We start from the raw sequence: 20,367 nt of genomic DNA on the forward strand, positions 1-20,367 counted from the left end.
TTCACATCCCAAAAGGCGAAGGTAATGCGCCGGTCAATGCTTATATCGCGGCCCTGCACGGCAGCAATGTGGAAGGCTATCGGATAGGCTCACGGAACAATCGGTTCCAAACATCCACAAGGCGAACAAATGGAATTAGTCTTCTACCGGCTTGAAGGGCAGGGTTGGTTTCTGAGCGATCATCTCGCCAAGTTATATAATAGCCGACTTGTTATGCGGCCTTTCCTGACGTCACCGTGATGTTGCTTTTGTTCGCGCGAAAGGGCGCTGATCGAGGCCGAAAGATTCAGACTGGCAATCTGTATACATCATGTACGGTATAAATGATGCTTATTTCAGGTGCCACAAAGACAGAGCCTTCTCTGTCAGAAACTGACGACTTGCGTCCCTTCGTAGACGTGTTGCGGTAAAGTGAGAAAATGGTCAAATTCTGGTGAAACTCCACGCACCCGGTTTCCGAGGTGTTCAGTAGCCGGCGTCTCTCTGGTGTCGGAACGCGAGCACATAAACCGCATTCTCGGCTGTTTCATGACGATAAAGCGCCATATATCCTGAGTCCCCAAAAGGGATCACCAACTCCCGCAGCTCCGGCGCATCGGGGAAAGGCCGCGCGATATCGGGCGCATTCTCGACTTGGAGCAAGTGACGTTGAATCGCATTACCAGCGCGCTGTGCGGCTTCTTGTGATTTGGCAATCAGAAATCGGCGGCAGCGTTCCAAACCTTGGGCGGCACCTTCGGTTATAACTACTCGTGGCACTCTGGCACCGATGTTTCGTCATTTGTGCCCCAGTTGTTGAGCCAGTTACGGACTTCTGCGCCGGTAAGATGGCGACCCGTCTCTTTAAAGGAAGCCCAGGAAGCAATGGCTTCCTGTTTAAAACTCTCGCGGGCTTCTTCGCGCTCAACATATTGCTCAATGGCTTCGAGCATGATCCAATGCGCCGACCGACGGCGTTGGCTAGCAAGCTGTTGGAGGCGCCCTTTCAGAGCGTCATCGATTTTGAGGGAAGTGGCCATAACGGCTCCTTATCACTTGGTATTACCTTGTAATAATATAGCGCGTTATCACGCGTGTGTTCACTTTACGTGTAGGAGTTCCTGCATGCCAACTGAACCGTACCGCCAAAACGGCAATTGCGCTTGAATGCTTTGCCTATGCCGATCGTCGATCGTGTTAAGGGCTATTCCCGCGATAATAGAGGCAGATGCTATCGGATAGGTTGGTTGCATTACTCACTTCGCTTTTACAAACCAAATCATAATGCATGCTGGGAACTGGTTATTTCGATCAGAGATTAGGTCAGTGACTGGGTATCAATATTGTCACCCAGCTAAATAACTAAGCGGTAGAGTTCAAAACCCGTGAAACGCCATATCGACGGCAGATACGATCTCGTCATGTGAATCGGAGAGGTTTGTTACTGGGTTCTTTAATACGGACACCGGGATTGCCGCCATGAACTGTGTAACCAACACATACTCCCCTCCTTCAATCTCGAAGCTCGGATTGAGTCGTTTCGCCGGGATTGGGGCGAGTGCTTAAATAATGAGAGGGATGACAATACGTGTTTTCAGCTCATCGAGTAGATCAGCCTGTACGTCGAGCACATAGCCGCCACCCGGATTGGAGTAAACGTCATATCTCGCCATTAGAATTGACGATAAGGTTCGAGAGGCAAGCCATTTGCTTCGATGTAAGCATTAGAACTGTGCATCGCTGGACGGTTCTCTTCTTTCCAAAGTGCTGACTTTGCAGCAGCTAACGCCTGCGCAATTCCAATCTCGGCTGCACGCGAAATATTAATCTTGTGTCGACGCGCTTCAGAAAGAAGCTCATTATCGATTGAAAGATTGGTTGCGCGCTTGAAGGTCCGGGCAGATTCCAGTTGTGGCATAAGACATGCACCTTTAGTCGATAACTATATGCGCATATTTATGTGCATTCAACCGGTATCCGCATGCAACTCGTAGGCAGAAAATGACTTCCGAGTGGTCGCATTCATGTCCATGATCACTGTCTCAGGGTGTATCGCTCGGCGTTCCCATGAAGACGTGACGTTGCTTGATATAGGAACAACCGCGCGATCTAGACGGCAGCGAAGTACACGAAACTCTGATTGGCAATCAGATGATTGGATTGATCATTTTAAATGTTGATCGCAATATTCTTCCTCAAAACCAACCGTGAAATGTCATTTCATAATTAATTGTGCAGCGGCTCGTAAAGCCGTGCACCAGCTTTTTCAGCCGTAACCTTTAAGCGCTTATCTCGGGTCCACAGTGAAGTTCGCCGGTCGAGAAGAACTGATGCCAGCAGTTGGGCATCAGTAGAGCCAATGCCCATGCTAAAAATGCAGTGCTTTTCAATCATAGTCATGACTTCGTCCTGTGTTGCGACTTGAGCTTCACGCTGCACATTCAAAAAAGCCAATACATTCGTCCTGTCTCGGAGACTGCCCAATGCAAGTTCGCCAATAATCGCTGGATGGCAAAGCAAAAGATCCTCAGCGATAATCTTAATGAGCTCATTATCGCCGCTGCGGAAATGGTCAATCCAAATTGAAGTGTCTGCCAAGATCACTTCGCCACTGAGCTCCGGCGGCGAGGAGCTGCTTCAACGTCCGGCATCGTGCCTCCAAGGGCGATAAGGCGTTTACCAGTCTCTAGTCGCACAAGTGTTTCGAGCGCTTGTCGGACTAAAGCGGCTGTCTCTTTCGTTCCGGTCACGATCTGGCTTTTTCTAAAAGATTGTCATCAAGATTGATGGTTGAGCGCATAATTTGACTCCCTGTTGAGGCGTCATAAGTATCACCAAATGATGCCAATATTAACACGCTTCTGTTTGCTCACTCTAACGATCGTGACTCGCGACTTCGAACAAAAGCACACAACAGGCCACAATCGCCCGAGACACGCTGGATGTTCTTGACTCGTAATCAGACGCCGGCTCTGACGGTGAATTGCTGTTCTCTGCGGTTATCTAAAACATCAAATCCTCAGCCAAATACTTCTCACTTGCCTAAGTTTATGAACTTTAAATCCGTGATGCGGATGGCGCTCAGCACTTTCGTCAGACTGTTAAGGTTGGCGCCTTACTTCGCGACTGAAGCAGTAATCTCGATTTCAACTTTTGCTCCGCGTGCCGGAATTTGGCAGATGAGAAATGTGCTGGTTGGCCGAATGTCTTTGAAAACGTCTCCAAGCACGGGCGTCACAGCGTCGGCAGCCTCAAGATCAGTGACGTAAACTCGGCTAGCGATGGCATGGGCGAGGCTCGCACCAGCTTTCTTCAGAACATCGTCAATATCGGCGAGAGCATTGCGTGCCTGTTGCGCTGCATCGGAAGGGAAGGTGCCCGTCGATTTATCGCGGCCAGTGGTTCCGGAAACATAAATCGTCGTTCCGTCGATCACCGCTTTGGCATATCCGGCGATTGCCTCCGAAGGAACTCCCGAAAAAATTCTCTGAGCCATTTTTGCGTCCCCTTGTCTTTGATATTCATTGTGTTGCGTCAGCGTTGCACGGTTTGGAATGCAGCGATTATGGTTAGAACCGGTCCGGTGAAAGGCCCGATATATCCACTGAAGACGAGCGCCCCTGCGCGAGTTCCGCCATGACTTTTCCAGCCATTGGACCCAGCCCGAAACCGTGTCCGCTGAAGCCTGTCGCTACCAGAAGTCCATCGACGCCATTCACCTGGCCCATAACCGGGATCACATCAGGCAGTGTGTCGATGATGCCAGCCCAGACCGCTTCGATATCGAGATCAGCGATCGCCGGCAGGAAGCGGCGTATCTCCTCTTGAGCTTGCCGGACGCGATAATATGCCGGTTCAACCGCCTCGCTCGTTGGTGCAATATCACCAATCGGTGCCGTTGGTCGCAAGGGCGTAAACCTTTGCAGAGGAGCGAGATAATTTATGCGGGCCGCGTCAGGATTGCTTTTACGTGTTTCTTTGTAATGACGCATAGTGCGCCAGGAATCGAGGCGTACGTCATATTCGCCGCCCGCCACTGAAAAGACGAATGCTCCACGCGCATCCTGACGAATGCCGGTCAGTGGCAGTGAAATGCAAGCATTGACGGTGAGGCTTGCTGCCGGGACCGTGCGTGCCACGGTTGCTCGTATTCTTTCCTGCGGGAGATTGTATCCAACAGCGCGCAGCAGCTTGGCGCTTTCGCTGCCCGCAGCACATAGCACCTGATCTGCGCGATAAAGCTTGCTGCCAATCCAGACCCCGTGGACATTTCCAGCATGAATATCCACGCGCGTCACGCGCCCACCAAGGATCACGGAAACACCGGATTCGACGGCGGCTTCAAACATGGCTCTGGTTGCCCGACCCGGCTCGGCTCGCCCGTCCGATGCCGTAAACATCGCCCCGCGCACGTCAGCTTTGTCTGAGATAAGCGGAAGTTTTTCGCGAATTTGCGCTTGTGTAAGCAGAATCGTGTCCAGCCCGAACTGCCTGGCTTTGGATTGCCAATCAGCTTGGTTTGCTTTGTCGCTGTCATTGGTCGCAAGAACAGCGTTGCCGCCACGAAGCCAGCCGACCTTGCGGCCTAGATCCTGTTCCAGCCCATCCCATAGGTTGAGAGAAGCCATGGCCAGCGGCAGTTCGCGAAAGTCGCGGCCCTGCTGACGCACAAAGCCGAGATTTCGGCCCGATTGTCTTGATCCCGGAGTATCACGCTCGACGATCAGCACACGCATCCCTGCTCGCGCTGCATAGAGAGCCGTTGAACAGCCAACTATACCGCCGCCAACGATGATGAGGTCCCATTGGCCCGAAGAATGCGCCTTGTGCGGAACGATCATCTAGTGAACCTTGGAAAGGAAGGAGCGCGTTCGCTCAAATGCGGGATTATCCAATATTTCCGACGGCGCGCCACATTCGACAATTTTGCCAGCCTGCATGAATGCAATTCGGTTGCAAACATCGCGTGCAAACGACATTTCGTGCGTCACTACCATCATTGTCAGACCATCGGCTGCCAACGACCGCATGACGTCCAGCACTTCCCCCACCAGTTCCGGATCAAGCGCACTGGTCGGCTCATCGAAAAGCAGGACCTTGGGCTTCATCGCCAAGGCGCGTGCAATGGCAACGCGTTGCTGCTGACCGCCCGATAACATGCGGGGATAATGGTTTAATTTATCCGCCAACCCCACGCGTGCCAACAATTCGCCTGCCTGTTTCTCGGCCTCGCGTTTTGCAATTCCCAGGACATGGACGGGCGCTTCGATGACGTTCTCGAGTGCCGTTTTATGCCCAAAGAGGTTGAAGTTCTGAAATACCATGCCGATCCGGGCGCGTTGGCGTGCAATCAGCTTTTCTGGTAGCTCCTGCGCAAAATTGCCGTCGCGCCGGTAGCCGATCAACTCGCCCTCCACCGTTATGCTGCCGTGCTCAATGCGTTCCAGATGGTTCACGCAGCGCAGCAGTGTCGATTTTCCTGATCCCGACGGGCCGATCAGACTGATGACCTCACCGGCCGCCACTTCAAGGTTGATATTACTGAGGACAGTCATGCTGCCGTAATTTTTCGACACCCGGTCAAAGACAATCATCGGTTCGGACATTTTATCTTGCTTTCTGACGAAACAGACGACGGGTTGGGCGGGCTGGGGTTGTATTGGTCTGCTGATTGGAGCGACCAAAATGCCGCTCGATGCGCACCTGCGCCGCACTCAGAATGGTTGTTGCCGCCAAATACCAGATGCACGCCACGATCAACAAAGGGATGGTCTGAAAATTGCGGGAATAGATGGTTTGTGCTGAATAGAGAAGGTCTGCCAATGATATCACGCTCACCAATGAGGACGTTTTGAGCATGCCAATCGTCTGATTGCCGGTCGGAGGGATGATTATGGGCATCGCCTGCGGCAGTATAATGCGCCACAAAGCCTTGCCGTTGGTCATACCAAGTGACTTTGCTGCTTGTTTTTGACCCGGGTCAACCGAGATCAAGCCGCTCCGAATGATTTCGGACATATAAGCGCCTTCGTTCAAACCCAGACCCAGCACAGCAGCGGTTATTGGCGATATGAGTGAGTTGGTGGGAACGGAAATCCACCAGGATGTAAAAGGCAGCCCGATCGAAATTTCTGGGAAAAGGGCACCGAGATTGTACCAGAAAATCAACTGAACCAGGACGGGGGTTCCACGAAAGAACCAGATATAGGCATTGGCCACATTCGAAATAACCATATTGTTGGACATTGCCATAATGGCTAAAATTGTTCCCAGAACAACTCCGATAACCATGGTGACCACCGTCAACCATAAAGTGAGAGACAGCCCCCATAGGATGCGGTTATCGAATAGATATTCTCCAACGACACCCCATCCAAAATTAGGATTGGCAGCAATCATCTGCACGCAGTAAATTATGAGGATGATAAGCAGCGTTGCTGCAATCCTTGTTTTCCAGTTGCTAGCCGGAACATAGGTCAGCATGGGTCGGTCAGTGGAAGGGGAGGGGTCGAGAGTTGAATCATCCGACATAGTAGCTATCTCTCAATCGTATGCGCATTGATGCGGCCGATGAGCCCGATCATGAGCTGTGTCATCGGCCGAGATTGCTATTTTGAAGCGGCTATCGTGGCCAGATTTATACCCGGCTCGTGTTCCATCGCCATTGGCGAGACGGTCCAACGGGCGTAGATTTTGTCGTAGTCACCGCTGGCCTTGACTTCCTTGAGAGCTGCAAGCAGTGCTTCGCCGAGATCCGCTTCATTCTTGCGAAATGCAATTCCACTCGGCATTCTTGGCAAAATGCCCATGGAAATCACTTTGACGGGATGCGGTGCTGACTTCTGAATTTCTCCAGCAAGTGCGGCAGAGGTCAAAACGAAATCGCTGCGTCCGGAATAAACCGACAGCAATGTCGCTTCGGATGTGCCGAATTCAGAAACCGTAGGCTTTTGCTTGCCTGCCGCAGCGCAGGCATCCCCAATTTCCTTCGTAATCATCTCGACCCATTCGGTGCCGCTTTGCGCGGAACCTTTCAGCCCGCAGAGGCCCAGATGGTCGTTGATATCAGTGCCTTTTTGCTCAAGGACATAGGCTGATGATGTCGTGTAACCGTAATCAACGAAACTGACAACCTTCTGACGCTCGGCATTGTCCGTGATGCCCTCCATCGCGATATCCCAACGCCCCGATTGCACACCGGGGATCAGAGAATCGAAAGCCACCGACGTCACATCCATCTTCACGTTGAGACGGGCCGCGATGGCATTCCAGAGATCGACCTCAAAACCGACCATCTCACCGGCGTCGTTGATTGACTGAAAGGGCGGATATTTCGCGTCGGTAACCAGCTTGATGACACCGGTTTCGCGATATTTCTGTGGCAGGCTGTCGGCTGCGTTTTGTGCACTGACGGAGCCTGTGATCATGAGAAGGCTTATCGCCGCCCCAATAGTAAGCGCTGTTGCCTTTTCAGCGCGCTTTATCTTTACAACCATCATTTTCTAGTTCCCCTTTTGGCCATCATTGTTTGCGAGCCACCCGGCCTCAAATGGCTCACTTGTTTTTAGGCTTTGGTTCTAAAGTTCCTTCTCAGCCGATCACGAACGGATTTGCGATCTCCTCTGCGGTGGACAACCACACGGCTTTGGTTTGCAGGAACTCTTTAATTCCTTCTATTCCGTTTTCCCGGCCTATTCCGCTCTTTTTATAGCCGCCAAATGGGGTGGTGTAAGACACATCGCGATATGTGTTTACCCAGACACTGCCCGCTTCAAGCCTTTCCGACATGAGGATGGCGCGACGCATATCCGAAGTCCAGACCCCTGCGGCCAACCCGAATTCGCTGTCATTGGCGATCGCTACGGCTTCTTCCGCATCATCGAATGGGATGGCGGCCAGTACAGGCCCAAACACCTCTTCGCGCGCAATGCGCATATCATTGTTCACACCCGAAAAAATCGTTGGCTCAACGAAATAGCCTGCCGCACATTCATCCAGATCGGGCCGTTTGCCGCCTAGGATGAGTTCTGCCCCTTCCTGGCGGGCGATATCGATATAGCCCAGTACTTTTTCATACTGCATGGCATTGGCGATCGGACCGATGCGGGTATCGAGGTGTTTGGGATCGCCAATGCGCGCCGTTTTGGTGAAGGCAGTCAGTTTTTCCAGAAATTCATCGTGGATTTTGCGCTGCAACAACAAGCGTGAACCGGCGATACATGTCTGACCGACCGCGCCAAATATGCCGCCGACGACGCCACGTACGGCGTTATCAAGATTGGCGTCCTCAAAAATGATATTGGGCGATTTGCCACCCAGTTCGAGGCTAACCCGCTTGATGTCCTTGGCGGCCAGCGCATAGAGATGTGCCCCTGTGCGTGTTGATCCCGTAAAGCCAACGTGGCGCGTGAGGGGATGCGTCACCAACGGCTCGCCCACTTCGGGTCCATAACCTGTCACGACATTGATCACACCTGCGGGAAACCCAGCCTTCTCGACCAGTTCCATCAATTTGATGGCGGTAGCCGACGTGGTTTCGGCTGGCTTCATCACGAGAGTGCAACCGGCAGCCAGGGCGGGGGCAGCCTTGAGTGAAAACAGAAACAGCGGCGCATTCCACGGCACGATACCCACGCAGACGCCGAGGGGTTCGTGCCGCGAGAAGCTCAGGGCTTTTTTATCACAGGGATGTACGGCGCCTTCGATCTTGTCAGCAAGTCCGGCATAATAGTGATACCAACGGGGAATGTAGCGAATTTGATGGCGCATTTCTGCGAGAAGGCGACCATTGTCGCGCACTTCGATCTCAGCCAGTTCATCGGCATGCTGTTCGATGAGGTCGGCGAAGCGCTGTATAATGCGGCCACGCTCGCTGGGATGCAACTTTCTCCACGGGCCATTGGTAAAGGCTCTATGCGCTGCTTGTATGGCTCTGTCAGCATCTTCGGCATTGCCGCGCGGCACCAAAGCCCATGGTTTGGCCGTAAACGGATCAATGGTCTCAATATATTGGCCCGATGACGGCTCTACCCATTCACCGTTGATATACATAGTAAGTTTTTGCAGGTCGTGGGTCGACATTGCCCCTCCTCTTGGCGAGCCTGTGCGATGGAAGTATGGCTTCCTTTTGCGCGGTGCGGCCCGGAATCGTTCATTTCGATGCACTAAAGATATCTCTATCTATGCAAAGTGATATCACTTTAAAAGTCAATAGAAAAAAGCCTGGACGCTGAAAATGCTGCAATACGGCGATATAACCGCGATATATCCGCCTTTCTGTCCGCTTGGGCAGGTTTGATCGGGCAGATTTATAGCATTTCGTAATTTACTGGCTTGATTATGATATCATAATAGTCGAAGTTTACTATCACATTGGCCATATTATGAGCGCGTATCGTGAACACTGACCGTCATCTCTACAAAAAAATCAAAAGTGAAATCGATCGTCGCGTCGAGACGGAAGAATGGCCTGCGAATTTTCAAGTTCCTTCGGAAGGTGAACTGGCGGCAGAGTTTGATGTTTCACAACTGACCGTGCGCCGTGCACTACGCGAGCTGCAAACGGCGGGCGTTTTGATCCGTGTGCAGGGGCGGGGCACGTTTGTGCTAGGGCCGCGCGCACAGTGCGCGGTGTTCGACCTCCCCAATATCAGCGAGGAGATCGCAAGCTCTGGCGGCGCACACACCTGTCAGGTTCTGATCCACATGACCCTTGCGCAGGACAATCCTGCGCGCAACATTCTGCAATTGTCCCCAGATGCGGTGGTTTATTACAGCCGGTTTCTTCATCTGGAAGACGGCACGCCCATTCAGCTTGAAGAGCGTTATGTCAACGCCGCACAAGCGCCCGGATATCTGGATCAGACGTTTTCAGCGCAGGGGCCGGAGGCATGGTTTCGGCGAGAAACGGTGATCACAACCGTTGATAATGCGATTCGTGCAATTCGCGCTGAAGAAGATATACGCCAGCTTTTGCAGATCGATGCTAACCAGCCCTGCCTTCTTCTGGACCGCTCGACCTGGCGCGACGGGGTTCCGGTCACACGCAGCCGCTTTATCTATCCCGGAGACCGTTATCGGCTGCGTTCTGCACACGATGCGCGCACCACCCGTATCGCATTAACACCCAATTTTGGCACTGTCCGCTGAACCCTACAATGGAGTTTGAGATGAGAGATTTTATCAACAAGCTTGAAGAGCGCGGCGATCTGCTGGTGGTTGATCGTGAGATTGACCCAGCGCATGAACTTGCAGCCGTCACACAGCTTGCGCAGAAAAAATGGGCGAAGCCGGTGATGTTTACCAACGTGAAAGGCACACGGTTTCCCGTTGTCAGCAATGTTTACAGCACGCGCGATAGAATTGCCGAAGTGATCGGCATTGATGCAAAGGATTTTTGCACCCAGTGGAGCCGACTTGCATCGCTTGGCACGTCAGAGATGAAGGAGCCGCTCAAACTTGCCGAGGACAGCGAGCTTCCTGAATATGAAGAAGTGAAACTGTCGGATCTGCCGCTGATTACCTATTCTGACCGGGACGGCGCGCCCTATTTCACCTCTGCAATGTTTATCGCTAAAGATCCAGAAACCGGCGTTGGTAATTTGTCCTATCATCGTTCGATGTTTATCAGCGATCATGAGCTGCGCTGTCGCTTGGCACCTCGCCATCATCTGACGATCTATCATGAAAAGGCGGAAAAACTGGGCAAGCCGCTCGAAGCGGCCATGTTGATTGGCACACCTTCGCATGCATTTCTAACCGCAGCAGCACCCCTGCCATATGATGTCGACGAGTTGGAAGTGGCGGCGCGGCTGCGTGGACGACCGATTGCCATGCGCAAATGCAATCACATTGATCTTGAAGTTCCTGCAGAAACCGAAGTCGTTATCGAAGGACGCTTTCTTCCCAATGAACGCCGCGCCGAAGGGCCCTTTGGCGAGTTTATGGGCTATTACGTTCCCGTCGGACCGAATGCGGTCTTTGAGGTGCTGGGTGTCACCGTGCGCAAAGACGCCTTGTTTCATTCGATCTTGTGTGGTTCGCCCGAAGAAGTGCTGACACTTGAATTATCGGTCTCCGCCAATATCTATCAGCGTCTGAGCGCAGCGCTGCCCGGCATTGTCAATGTGACCTGTCAACCATTCGTCAATCATGCCATTATTCAGATCGAACCGCAGTTCGAGGGACATGCGCGTCAGGTCATGCTGGCGGCTATCGGTGCCGAGCCCATATGGTCAAAGCAGATCACAGTGGTGGATACCGACGTGAACATTTACGACATGGATGATGTTCAATGGGCCATTCTAACGCGTTGCCGTCCGGATAAGGATATGCTGATCATCCCGGATACGCCATCTTTCTATCGAGATGAACAAAAGGACCATTGGGGCAGGCTGCTGGTTGATGCGACAAAGCCTTGGGGGCGTGAGCAGGAGTTTGAACGCAAACGATTGCGACTTGGCGATCATGTGAAGGCCAGCGACTGGTTCAAAGGAGCTTAACCGATGAACGTTCAACGCCTGGTGGTAGGAATTTCGGGCGCTTCGGGTGCAGCCTATGGGCTCAAAGCATTGGAACTGGCGCGATCAGTAGGCGTTCAAACGCATCTTGTCGTTTCACGCGCAGCGCTGCTCACGCTGCATCAGGAGCTGAACATACAAAAGTCTGCACTGTCCGATCGCGCCGATGTCGTTCATTCGGCTGCTGACGTCGGCGCTTCGATAGCATCGGGATCGTTCAGGACAATGGGTATGCTGGTTGCGCCGTGCTCGGTCAAAACAATGTCCGAGATAGCGTCGGGGGTGACGTCGACACTCATGAGCAGGGCTGCCGATGTGGTTTTGAAAGAACGGCGTCGACTGGTTCTCATGGTTCGGGAAACGCCGCTGCATCTTGGTCATTTGAAAACGATGACAGCACTCACCGAAATGGGGGCGATCATCATGCCGCCCGTTCCCGCCTTTTATTCGCATCCAAAAAGTATCGATGAGATGGTTTGCCACTCGGTGGGCCGCGCTCTTGATCTGTTCGGCATTGAAACCGGCACCGTCAAGCGTTGGGATGGACTGCAGTCTGGATCATAAGGGCAGAGGAACACGCGTGTGAACGATACTGAACCGCATTCAGCACTTTGGAGATTTATGCTCGAGCTTTATGCCGAACCCGGAATTCCAGGTGCCTTGCTGGGCTTGCAGGACAGTTACACCCTTGATGTGCCGTTTTATCTGGCGGTTCTGCACGCGGTGAAAACAGATCATCATGTCACGGCAAAGGCGATCAGCGCTTTATACGCGGAGATACAACAATGGCGGGAAGAGGTCGTCATCCCGCTGAGAGCTGTACGAAAGACACTGAAGCTGCATTCGTGGGCGACACGTTTTGAGAATACGGGTGCATTCCGTCAAACGATAAAAAGCGCTGAGTTAAACGCTGAAAGAATTGAAGTGATGGTTCTGGAAAAACTGATTCCGGTCTATTTCAGGGTGTGTTCCGTTGATGGCAAGCCAGACATTCTCGCCGTTTCGCTGATGGTCTTAAATGTCTTCAGCTCTTTGGAGCTGGCCGATCTTCCCGCAGACGCAGAATTTGTGGCCGAAAGGATAGCGCGCAATCACCAGGGACAAATTCCATGATTCAAGCCATGTGTAATCACGCAAGTGGCCTTGACCCAGCCAGACTATGGATGTGATTATGCACTATTAATAACATCATTTGTTGTAGAGATATGAACAGTTCAGACCAACCATTATATGCTCAAATAAAAAACGCTATCGACAAAAAGATCGAAACAGCAGAATGGCCGGCAAACTTCCAGGTGCCTTCGGAAGATGATCTTGCGGGAACCTTCAGCGCGTCTCGTCTGACGGTGCGCCGGGCATTGCGGGAATTGCAGGCTGATGGCGTTCTCTTGCGCATTCAGGGACGTGGCACATTTGTCATCGGTCCACGAATGCAATGCGCAATTTTCAATCTGCCGGACGCTTCCGAGGAGGTGATCCTGTCGGGCGGCGCGCATAGCAGCCGGGTTTTGCAGCACGAGGTTTTGCGTGCGGACAATCCACGCCGCAATATGTTGCAGAGCTCACCCGAAAACGAAGTCTTCTATTCCAAGCTTTTGCACCTTGAAGATGGAACCCCGATCCAGATCGAAGAACGATATGTGAATAGCGCGGAAGCGCCCGATTATCTCGAGCAGGACTTCACCCTGATGACCCCGAATTTCTGGCTGTTGCGCAACACGATTGTCACGACAGTCGATAATACAATCCGCGCTATACGCCCGGATGAAGATATTCGCGAAAATCTGCAGATAGACGTCAGCCAACCTTGTTTGCTTGTAGACAGGCAGACATGGCGTGACGGGATACCCGTCACCCGCAGTCGGTTCACCTATCCTGGAGATCGTTACCGTTTGCGTTCATCACACGAGGCACGCGCCACACGGGCGACTTCTTCAAGTCTGAGCAGATGACTATCAGGCCTATGACGGCTAGCGACGGTTCAGATCTTGGCAGCGCCAATCCCAGTTTACGCTGTATTCAAGAGTTGCGGGGATGTCCGGCTATGCAGAGACACGACGAGCCACAATTTGCGTGACGTATCCGTTTGTCGTGGGTCATCAGCGCAAATCAAAATCATTGTCGACGTTTCGGTCGGCGTCACGACAGTAAGATTTTTGACATCGTCAGCTGACCACAATCAACTACAACAGGTTTCCATTCCACATGAAATGGGAGTGGTCAAAAGCTGATGGGTACGAAGATTTTCTGTGCTGGGAGAAGTTGCCAGCAATTGCCCCAGGAGGACGACATTCTCGGCCTTCTACTGGCCCGTTCTGAAGTGCGCTGCCAAAAAGGCAGCGGTCGAAGCCCGCGCGCTCGGTGCCGCTGAGATTCGACTGGATGTCCGCCGTTCGCGATCGGCTAACATATGGTGGATCTTGAAGCCCGCCTGGGATTAAAGCGCTGTGTAGGTGGTCGGGCGGGTTTTGAATAAACTGTTCGCGTCTCCACCACTGCTTGAAATGGTCAGCAAATGTGCGGGGTCTAAAACACGCACCCCTTAACGTCCAGATGAACTGTCCGGGCGTTCTAGCGATCAAGCGTTGAAGACAGGTTGTGCTTCAGAAATTTCTCCTCAACGATGGACGTCGGTCACCTTGCGCGTGGCTGGCGATTCACAGTCATGACAAAGCGCGAGCCTATTCGCGCAAAAGGGCCGCAATCCTTTCGAGAATAAGCTCGCTGGCATCCAGGATGTCTTTGGCGAGCGCCGCCTCGGCGGCATCTGCATCACGGGCTTCGATTGCTTTGACGACGATATAGTGGTCTTCAATCATATCACGGCCACCATACTCGTATATGCCTGCTATCAATGGACCCATCTGCAGCCAGAGGGTTCCAAGGATTGTAATCAGCGATGGCATCCCTGCAATTTCCGCAAAAGCCGAGTGGAAAATCTGATTGCACTCTAGAGCATCTTCCCAGCGTTGTTCCGCAATGGCGATCTCATTGTCGTTGATAATGGCCCAGAGCCGGGCGATGTCTTCTGGTGTCGCTGCAACGGCGGCGCGGCTGACCGCCAGTCCTTCCAGTCGAACCCGAATATCGCGTATCTCGCAATAGCGTTCCGGCGTCAGGATGGGCACGCGCACATCGCGCGGTGTTTTCTGGATAAGGGCATTGTCCTGAATGAGCCGAAGCAGTGCATCGCGAACCGGCGTGACCGATGTGCCGAGCGAAGCCGCCAGCTCGCGAATCGTCAGCCGCGTGCCGGGGGCAAACTTGCCCCGCATTAAGGCCTCCGAGAGTTTGCGATAAACGACATCGCCTAGGTTCTCGTGCACGAGGGTCTGCAGTTCAGCAATTTTGTGCATGCGCGCGCTCTCCACTACCATCCAATAGCCTCTTTTAGCATATTTGTAGTTTGATGCATCAAATATGTTGCACGGAAGTACAGTTATCTATAGCTTATTTGCAACGGACGATCAGCCTCCACGATTTCGTGTGGCCACAGCGTAAGCTTCGCTGTCATGGCCTCACCTGCAAATAAGAGCCGTAACAGCCGGTCCACCGGCTTTGAAAGGGGAATTACATGACGAGACAGCCTAATTCCGTTGAAGCACGTGATATTGCCTATCATTTCCATTCGAATACCAATGCGCGCCGGCACGAAGAAATCGGCCCGGTGGTGATCGAAAAGGGGGATGGCATCTACGTTGAAGACAATAATGGCAGGCGTTACATCGAGGCGATGGCGGGTCTGTGGAGTGTCGGCGTCGGTTTTTCCGAAAAACGTCTGGCGGATGCTGCACACAAGCAGATGTTGAAGCTGCCTTATTCGCACACTTTCACGCACCGGTCGCATCCGCCGGTCATCGAATTGGCCGAAAAGCTGATCAGCATCGCGCCGGTTCCGATGAGCAAAGTCTATTTCACAAATTCCGGCTCGGAAGCCAACGACACCATCATCAAAATGCTGTGGTTCCGTGCCAACGCCATGGGCCAGCCGCAGCGCACCAAGATCATCGGTCGCAAACGTGGCTATCACGGCGTGACGATTGCATCGGCCAGCGCCACGGGCCTGCCAGTCAATCACACCTCTTTTAATCTGCCGCTGCCGGGTTTTTTGCATACGACCTGCCCGCATTATTACCGTGATGCGCTGCCGGGTGAGACGGTCGATGAATTCACCACGCGTCTAGCCGGGGATCTGGAAGACATGATCCTCGCCGAAGGTCCAGAAACGGTTGCAGCCTTCATCGGCGAGCCGGTGATGGGGGCAGGGGGTGTTGTCGTTCCACCGGAAGGTTACTGGGAAAAGATCCAGGCCGTCCTGCAGAAATACGATATTCTGCTGATCGCCGACGAAGTGATCTGCGGTTTTGGTCGTACCGGCAATATGTTCGGTTCACAGACCTTCAACATGAAGCCGGATATCATGACGCTGTCGAAGCAGATTTCGTCATCCTATTTGCCAATCTCGGCCTTCATGTTCAATGACCGCGTCTACCAGCCGGTGGCGGATGAAAGCGCACGCCTTGGTGTATTCGGTCACGGCTATACGGGGTCGGGTCATCCGGTGGCAGCCGCCGTTGCCGTTGAAAATCTCAAGATCATCCAAGAGCGCGATCTTGTCACCAATGCGCGTGAAACCGGTGCCTATATGCAAAAGCGTCTGCGCGAGTTGGCCGATCATCCGCTGGTTGGCGAAGTTCGCGGTGTTGGTCTCATTGCTGCGCTTGAACTGGTCGGCGACAAGGCAACCAAGGCGCCGCACGAGAAAGTCGGCACGCTGGGCGCTCTCGCCAATGCGGCGATGTTCGGCAATGGCGTCATTACGCGCAACATGGCGGATGCGATTGCGTTTTGCCCGCCCATGATCATCACGCCTGCGCAAGTCGATGATGTCGTCGCGGCAACGAAGACGTCGTTGGATGAGACGCTGACCGCAATCGGCCGCTCTTAAAGGCAAAAATCCGAATGAGCGCACCGGGCTTTAATCCCCCGCTGGCATCATGCATTAAAACGTGATTGGATACATTTTGCGCTCATAAGTAAAATAAACGACGCAAAAGCGAAAAAAATAAGAGCAATGTATCCAATCGCATTGACAGCTTGGGCATTCTATATAAGCGTTAACGAATTAAAGAAGGCAAAATCGCCTCACAAAATCAACCGCAGAGGGCAAAATGGGAGCTCGTCTCGATATGAATCTGAAATATGCTATTGGCGCGTCCATACTGGCGCTGACGGTCTCGTTTTCGGCAACCGCATTTGCTGCAGATGGATCCGCAAAATGGTGGCCCTTCAAGATACAGTCCGCAAAGGACGGTGATCCGAAGTCGGCCTCTGAAATTGAATACACGCCGCTTGAGAAGGCTGAAAAGCCCTGGAACCTTTGCGTTCTCTATCCTCATATTCAGGATGGCTACTGGGTATCGGTCAATTACGGCATGGTAGAGGAGGCCAAGCGTCTGGGCGTCAATCTGACGATCTATCAAGCTGGCGGCTACACATCACTTCCCAAGCAAATCTCGCAATATGACGATTGCGTCGCGGCCGGCGCGGATGCCATTCTTATTTCGCCAATCTCGGAAGCGGGCGTCGCTGCGAAGATCACCGAAGGCATGAACAAGGGCATCGTTAATATCGCTGTGGCGAATCCCATTCTCGACACGCCGATCACTGCCCGCGTCACACCAGATTTCTATCAGAAGGGCTATCAGACCGGCGAATATGCCAAGAAGCTTCTTGGCGACAAGCAAGGAAAAGCAGTCGGATTTCCCGGACCTCAGGGTTCGGGATGGGCGGAAACCTATATGAGCGGCTTCCGGGACTCCGTCAAAGTGGGCAATATCAAATTGTTGGCGGAGCAGTTTGGTGAGGCCAGCGTTCCAGCGCAGCTACGTCTGGTAGAAGATGCGTTGCAGACCTATCCCGATATGAACGTCATCTGGGGTGGCGCCCCAACCGCGGAAGCTGCAATTGGCGCGGTGGAAGATGCCGGGCGTGACGATGTGATGATCGTTTCTTCCTATGAAAATCAGACGATGCTGGATGCGGTCAAGAGCGGAAAAGTTGTTGCCTTTGCGACTGAATATCCGGTCATGATGGGTCGTATTGGCGTTGATCTCGCTGTTCGTGCCCTTGAAAAGAAACCGCACGAGAAAGTGCTGCTCGTTTCTCCTGGTATTGTCACCAAGGATAATATCGACAGCTTCGATACCACGCAGATCTTCGCCCCAGCCAACACGCGTCCCGTTTTCTCGGTCAACGCCAAATAGGCTGCGTTTTCAGGCAGTTTCGCCTTTCAACAATGCGACGTCGTCTGGCCTCGAAAGTGGCCGGGCGGGGATCATTGATCGGGAATGAACATGCTTCACATCAAAGGGCTGTCAAAGAATTTCCGCAACATTGCCGCGTTGAGCAACGTTGAGCTGCACCTGAAGCCCGGCGAGGTCCATGCGCTTCTGGGTGAAAATGGTGCGGGTAAGTCTACGCTCATCAATTTGATTGTTGGAACTTTCGAGCCTTCGGCAGGAGAGCTGACGGTGAACGGAAAGACCTACAACAAAATGAACCCGGCACTTGCACGTGCGCTTGGCATCGCGTCGGTGTTTCAGGAGTTCAGCCTTGTTCCGGATTTGACGGTACTGGAAAATCTGTTTTTGGCACGCGAAAAGAGTGGCAGGCTTTTCCTCAAAAAAGCGGCCATGCGAGCCGAAGCACAGCAATTGCTGGATGAACTGGAGTTTCATGTCCCGCTCGATGCACTGGTCGGACATCTTTCGCGCGCTCAGCGACAAATGATCGAGATTGCCAAAGCCCTTCGACTTGAACCCAAAATTCTTATCCTTGATGAGCCGACAGCATCGCTAACTGATGGTGAGGCGGAAAAGCTGTTCCGCACCATAAGGCGATTGAAAGACAAGGGTGTCGGTATCATCTACGTATCCCATCGCATGGCGGAACTGCGCAATCTCTCTGATCGCGTGACAGTTCTGCGCGGCGGTAAGTATATCGGCACTGTGAACACCGGGGAGATCAGTGACGAAGGTCTGATCGAGATGATGATCGGGCGTCCGGTCTCGGAACTGTTTCCAAAGATCAAGACCAGTCCGACCGAAGTTGCTCTGATGATCGACAGGCTTTCGGTTGAAAGCGATGCTGTCGTCGATGCCAGCATTTATGCACGAGCGGGTGAGGTTGTTGGCCTTGCTGGTTTGGTTGGTTGCGGGCGTTCAGAATTGTGTCGCGCCATCTTTGGTCTTGAGACGATATCGTCAGGACGCATCGAACTTCATGGCAAGCTCGTCGAGCGTCCGACGCCTCCGGTCATGCTGAACAACCATCTTTGCTATTTCCCTGCCGACCGTGGCGAGGAGGGACTGGCTTTGATCCGGCCCGCCCGTGAGAATGTGACCATGGCGGGTTTAAACCTGCCCAGTCTTTCCATTGGCCCCTTCTTCAAACACAGGAAAGAAGCGTCAGTCGTCGCTGGTCCGCTGAAGGAACTGGCGCTTAGCCCCTTCGATCCAGACAGGCGCGCCCGTGCATTCTCGGGCGGCAACCAGCAGAAAATCATGCTGGCGCGCGGTTTGATGAAGGATTTCGACATCTATATTTTTGATGAGCCCACTGTGGGGATCGATGTGGGCGCCAAGGCCGATGTCTACCGATACATCAAGCGTCTCGTCGAGGGCGGTGCTTGCGTTATTGTCTCCACTTCGGAATTGCCTGAGTTGATCAATCTGTCGACACGCATTTACGTCATGCATGAAGGTCGGATCATGGCGGAAATCCAGGAAAATGAAAAATCCGAAGCGAGCGTTTTGTCTCACTATTTTGGGGAAAGCGCCGGGAAGGAATTGATAGCATGACGGACACGCTCGCCCGACAAACTGCCCCTCATAGCGGGCCGCATTTTCTCCAGCGCTTTATCGCCAGCGGCGGTATCGTGCTTACGTTCCTGGCCTTGTCACTGATCATTACTTCGCTGATAGCGCCGAGCTTTTTGAACCGGCTCAATCTGATCAATGTCATGAGAAACTTCTCATTTCTGGCCCTGCCTGCTCTCGCGCAGATGCTGGTTATGACAATCGGCGGCTTCGACCTCTCGGTTGGAGCTGTCGTGGCGGGGGGGACATTGGTTACAGCAACGATCATGCTTGTCGTGGGACCCATGTTCCCGGGAATGGAGCTCTACGTAACATTGCTCGCATTATTGGCTGTCCTTGCACTTGGTGGACTGGTGGGGCTTATCAATGGTGCTCTTGTTGCGACCTTTAACATTTCGCCCTTCATGGTGACGCTGGCGGTGACCTCCATCATCATGGGCGTTGCTCTCTATTTCACCCAAGGCATTCCCGTTTACGGCGTGTTCGACGGGTATATCAAAGGCGTCGGTCGAAATCAGATCATGAACATACCAGTGATCATGATCATCGTTACTACCGTCGCCCTCCTCTGTGTTGTGATGCAGCGTCATACTGCTTTCGGACGTCATATTTATGCGATTGGCAGCAATCCCCGTTCAGCACTTCTTTCCGGCATCAAGGTCAAGCGTGTGATTGTATCAACATATGTGCTTGCAAGCGTTCTGGCGGCCCTGACCGGCTTTCTGATGACGGCAAGGCTTGGTTCAGGGCAGGCCACAATCGGCAGCACGCTGGCTATGGAAACAATCGCCGCTGCAGTTATTGGAGGCGTGTCGTTGCGTGGTGGAGTGGGGCGAGCGGAACTTGTCGTTCTAGCCGCACTTTTTCTCACCGTTATCGGCAACGCGATGAACTTGCTTCAAATAGACAGTAAATTTCAGACATTGATGCTTGGCGCGGTGTTGATCGTCGCTTTGGGGTTTGAACGTTTGCTTCAGGTGAGGAAATGA

At 52.9% G+C, this 20,367-nt stretch carries 20 protein-coding genes and 2 pseudogenes; 9 read left to right on the forward strand and 13 right to left on the reverse strand.

Features of this window, described 5'->3' with window-relative positions; genetic code table 11:
• Positions 1-465: 465 nt before the first annotated feature.
• From QBD00_RS15895 to QBD00_RS15950, 12 genes and pseudogenes are all read right to left on the reverse strand, one after another.
• Positions 466-759: a type II toxin-antitoxin system RelE/ParE family toxin gene (locus tag QBD00_RS15895; protein ID WP_318580017.1), complete on the reverse strand. Its 294-nt coding sequence runs from the start codon at positions 757-759 to the stop codon at positions 466-468.
• Positions 747-1,019 (reverse strand): CopG family ribbon-helix-helix protein, encoded by a 273-nt coding sequence (locus QBD00_RS15900; protein WP_318580018.1) that lies wholly within the window; start codon positions 1,017-1,019, stop codon positions 747-749. Before QBD00_RS15900 ends, QBD00_RS15895 begins: the two co-directional genes overlap by 13 nt.
• Positions 1,020-1,355: 336 nt before the next feature.
• Positions 1,356-1,652 (reverse strand): annotated as a pseudogene (locus QBD00_RS15905) (CcdB family protein).
• Positions 1,652-1,897, reverse strand: a complete 246-nt coding sequence (locus QBD00_RS15910) for a type II toxin-antitoxin system CcdA family antitoxin (RefSeq protein ID WP_151093913.1) — start codon at positions 1,895-1,897, stop codon at positions 1,652-1,654. Before QBD00_RS15910 ends, QBD00_RS15905 begins: the two are co-directional and overlap by 1 nt.
• A gap of 308 nt (positions 1,898-2,205) precedes the next feature.
• On the reverse strand, positions 2,206-2,583 hold the full coding sequence (locus tag QBD00_RS15915) for a type II toxin-antitoxin system VapC family toxin (protein ID WP_191793670.1): 378 nt from the start codon (positions 2,581-2,583) through the stop codon (positions 2,206-2,208).
• Positions 2,580-2,779 (reverse strand): annotated as a pseudogene (locus QBD00_RS15920) (type II toxin-antitoxin system VapB family antitoxin). The gene QBD00_RS15915 and the pseudogene QBD00_RS15920 overlap by 4 nt, the downstream one beginning before the upstream one ends.
• Before the next feature lie 315 nt (positions 2,780-3,094).
• Positions 3,095-3,475 carry a Rid family hydrolase gene (locus tag QBD00_RS15925; RefSeq protein ID WP_151093909.1) on the reverse strand — a complete coding sequence of 127 codons (381 nt, stop codon included), beginning with the start codon at positions 3,473-3,475 and terminating at the stop codon, positions 3,095-3,097.
• A gap of 73 nt (positions 3,476-3,548) precedes the next feature.
• Positions 3,549-4,820, reverse strand: a complete 1,272-nt coding sequence (locus QBD00_RS15930) for an FAD-binding oxidoreductase (RefSeq protein ID WP_318580019.1) — start codon at positions 4,818-4,820, stop codon at positions 3,549-3,551.
• On the reverse strand, positions 4,821-5,585 hold the full coding sequence (locus QBD00_RS15935; protein WP_151093905.1) for an amino acid ABC transporter ATP-binding protein: 765 nt from the start codon (positions 5,583-5,585) through the stop codon (positions 4,821-4,823).
• A 1-nt stretch (position 5,586) separates the two neighbouring features.
• Positions 5,587-6,462 carry an amino acid ABC transporter permease gene (locus tag QBD00_RS15940; RefSeq protein WP_191793672.1) on the reverse strand — a complete coding sequence of 292 codons (876 nt, stop codon included), beginning with the start codon at positions 6,460-6,462 and terminating at the stop codon, positions 5,587-5,589.
• Positions 6,463-6,587: 125 nt separating this feature from the next.
• Positions 6,588-7,478: an ABC transporter substrate-binding protein gene (locus QBD00_RS15945; protein WP_151093901.1), complete on the reverse strand. Its 891-nt coding sequence runs from the start codon at positions 7,476-7,478 to the stop codon at positions 6,588-6,590.
• Positions 7,479-7,569: 91 nt separating this feature from the next.
• Positions 7,570-9,060: an aldehyde dehydrogenase gene (locus QBD00_RS15950; protein WP_151093899.1), complete on the reverse strand. Its 1,491-nt coding sequence runs from the start codon at positions 9,058-9,060 to the stop codon at positions 7,570-7,572.
• A gap of 312 nt (positions 9,061-9,372) precedes the next feature.
• Between QBD00_RS15950 and QBD00_RS15955 the strand changes: the two genes are divergently transcribed.
• The 5 genes from QBD00_RS15955 to QBD00_RS15975 all read left to right on the forward strand — a co-directional run bounded on the left by QBD00_RS15955 (position 9,373) and on the right by QBD00_RS15975 (position 13,450).
• Positions 9,373-10,128, forward strand: coding sequence for a UTRA domain-containing protein (locus QBD00_RS15955; RefSeq protein WP_151093897.1), 756 nt, complete (start codon positions 9,373-9,375; stop codon positions 10,126-10,128).
• A 20-nt stretch (positions 10,129-10,148) separates the two neighbouring features.
• Positions 10,149-11,480, forward strand: coding sequence for a UbiD family decarboxylase (locus tag QBD00_RS15960; protein WP_151093895.1), 1,332 nt, complete (start codon positions 10,149-10,151; stop codon positions 11,478-11,480).
• 3 nt (positions 11,481-11,483) lie between these two features.
• Complete coding sequence (locus QBD00_RS15965; protein WP_151093893.1) at positions 11,484-12,062, forward strand: UbiX family flavin prenyltransferase; 579 nt, start codon at positions 11,484-11,486, stop codon at positions 12,060-12,062.
• Between the two features lie 18 nt (positions 12,063-12,080).
• Entirely contained in the window at positions 12,081-12,611 is a 531-nt protein-coding gene (locus tag QBD00_RS15970) for a TIGR02444 family protein (protein WP_191793674.1), read from the forward strand.
• Between the two features lie 92 nt (positions 12,612-12,703).
• A complete protein-coding gene (locus QBD00_RS15975; RefSeq protein WP_151093889.1) occupies positions 12,704-13,450 on the forward strand; it encodes a UTRA domain-containing protein in 747 nt (248 codons plus the stop codon).
• A 729-nt stretch (positions 13,451-14,179) separates the two neighbouring features.
• Here the strand turns inward: QBD00_RS15975 and QBD00_RS15980 are convergent.
• On the reverse strand, positions 14,180-14,854 hold the full coding sequence (locus QBD00_RS15980) for a GntR family transcriptional regulator (RefSeq protein WP_151093887.1): 675 nt from the start codon (positions 14,852-14,854) through the stop codon (positions 14,180-14,182).
• A 218-nt stretch (positions 14,855-15,072) separates the two neighbouring features.
• Here QBD00_RS15980 and QBD00_RS15985 point away from each other — a divergent pair, with 218 nt between their 5' ends.
• From QBD00_RS15985 to QBD00_RS16000, 4 genes are all read left to right on the forward strand, one after another.
• Entirely contained in the window at positions 15,073-16,446 is a 1,374-nt protein-coding gene (locus tag QBD00_RS15985; RefSeq protein WP_151093885.1) for an aspartate aminotransferase family protein, read from the forward strand.
• Between the two features lie 241 nt (positions 16,447-16,687).
• Positions 16,688-17,764, forward strand: a complete 1,077-nt coding sequence (gene torT, locus QBD00_RS15990; protein ID WP_151094038.1) for a TMAO reductase system periplasmic protein TorT — start codon at positions 16,688-16,690, stop codon at positions 17,762-17,764.
• 90 nt (positions 17,765-17,854) lie between these two features.
• Positions 17,855-19,360: a sugar ABC transporter ATP-binding protein gene (locus QBD00_RS15995; protein ID WP_151093883.1), complete on the forward strand. Its 1,506-nt coding sequence runs from the start codon at positions 17,855-17,857 to the stop codon at positions 19,358-19,360.
• The gene (locus QBD00_RS16000; protein WP_318580020.1) at positions 19,357-20,367 is read left to right on the forward strand and encodes an ABC transporter permease; all 1,011 of its coding nucleotides are present in this window, start codon (positions 19,357-19,359) and stop codon (positions 20,365-20,367) included. The genes QBD00_RS15995 and QBD00_RS16000 overlap by 4 nt, the downstream gene beginning before the upstream one ends.

Source organism: Ochrobactrum sp. AN78 (assembly GCF_029909885.1).
GTDB classification, from domain to species: Bacteria; Pseudomonadota; Alphaproteobacteria; order Rhizobiales; family Rhizobiaceae; genus Brucella; species Brucella quorumnocens.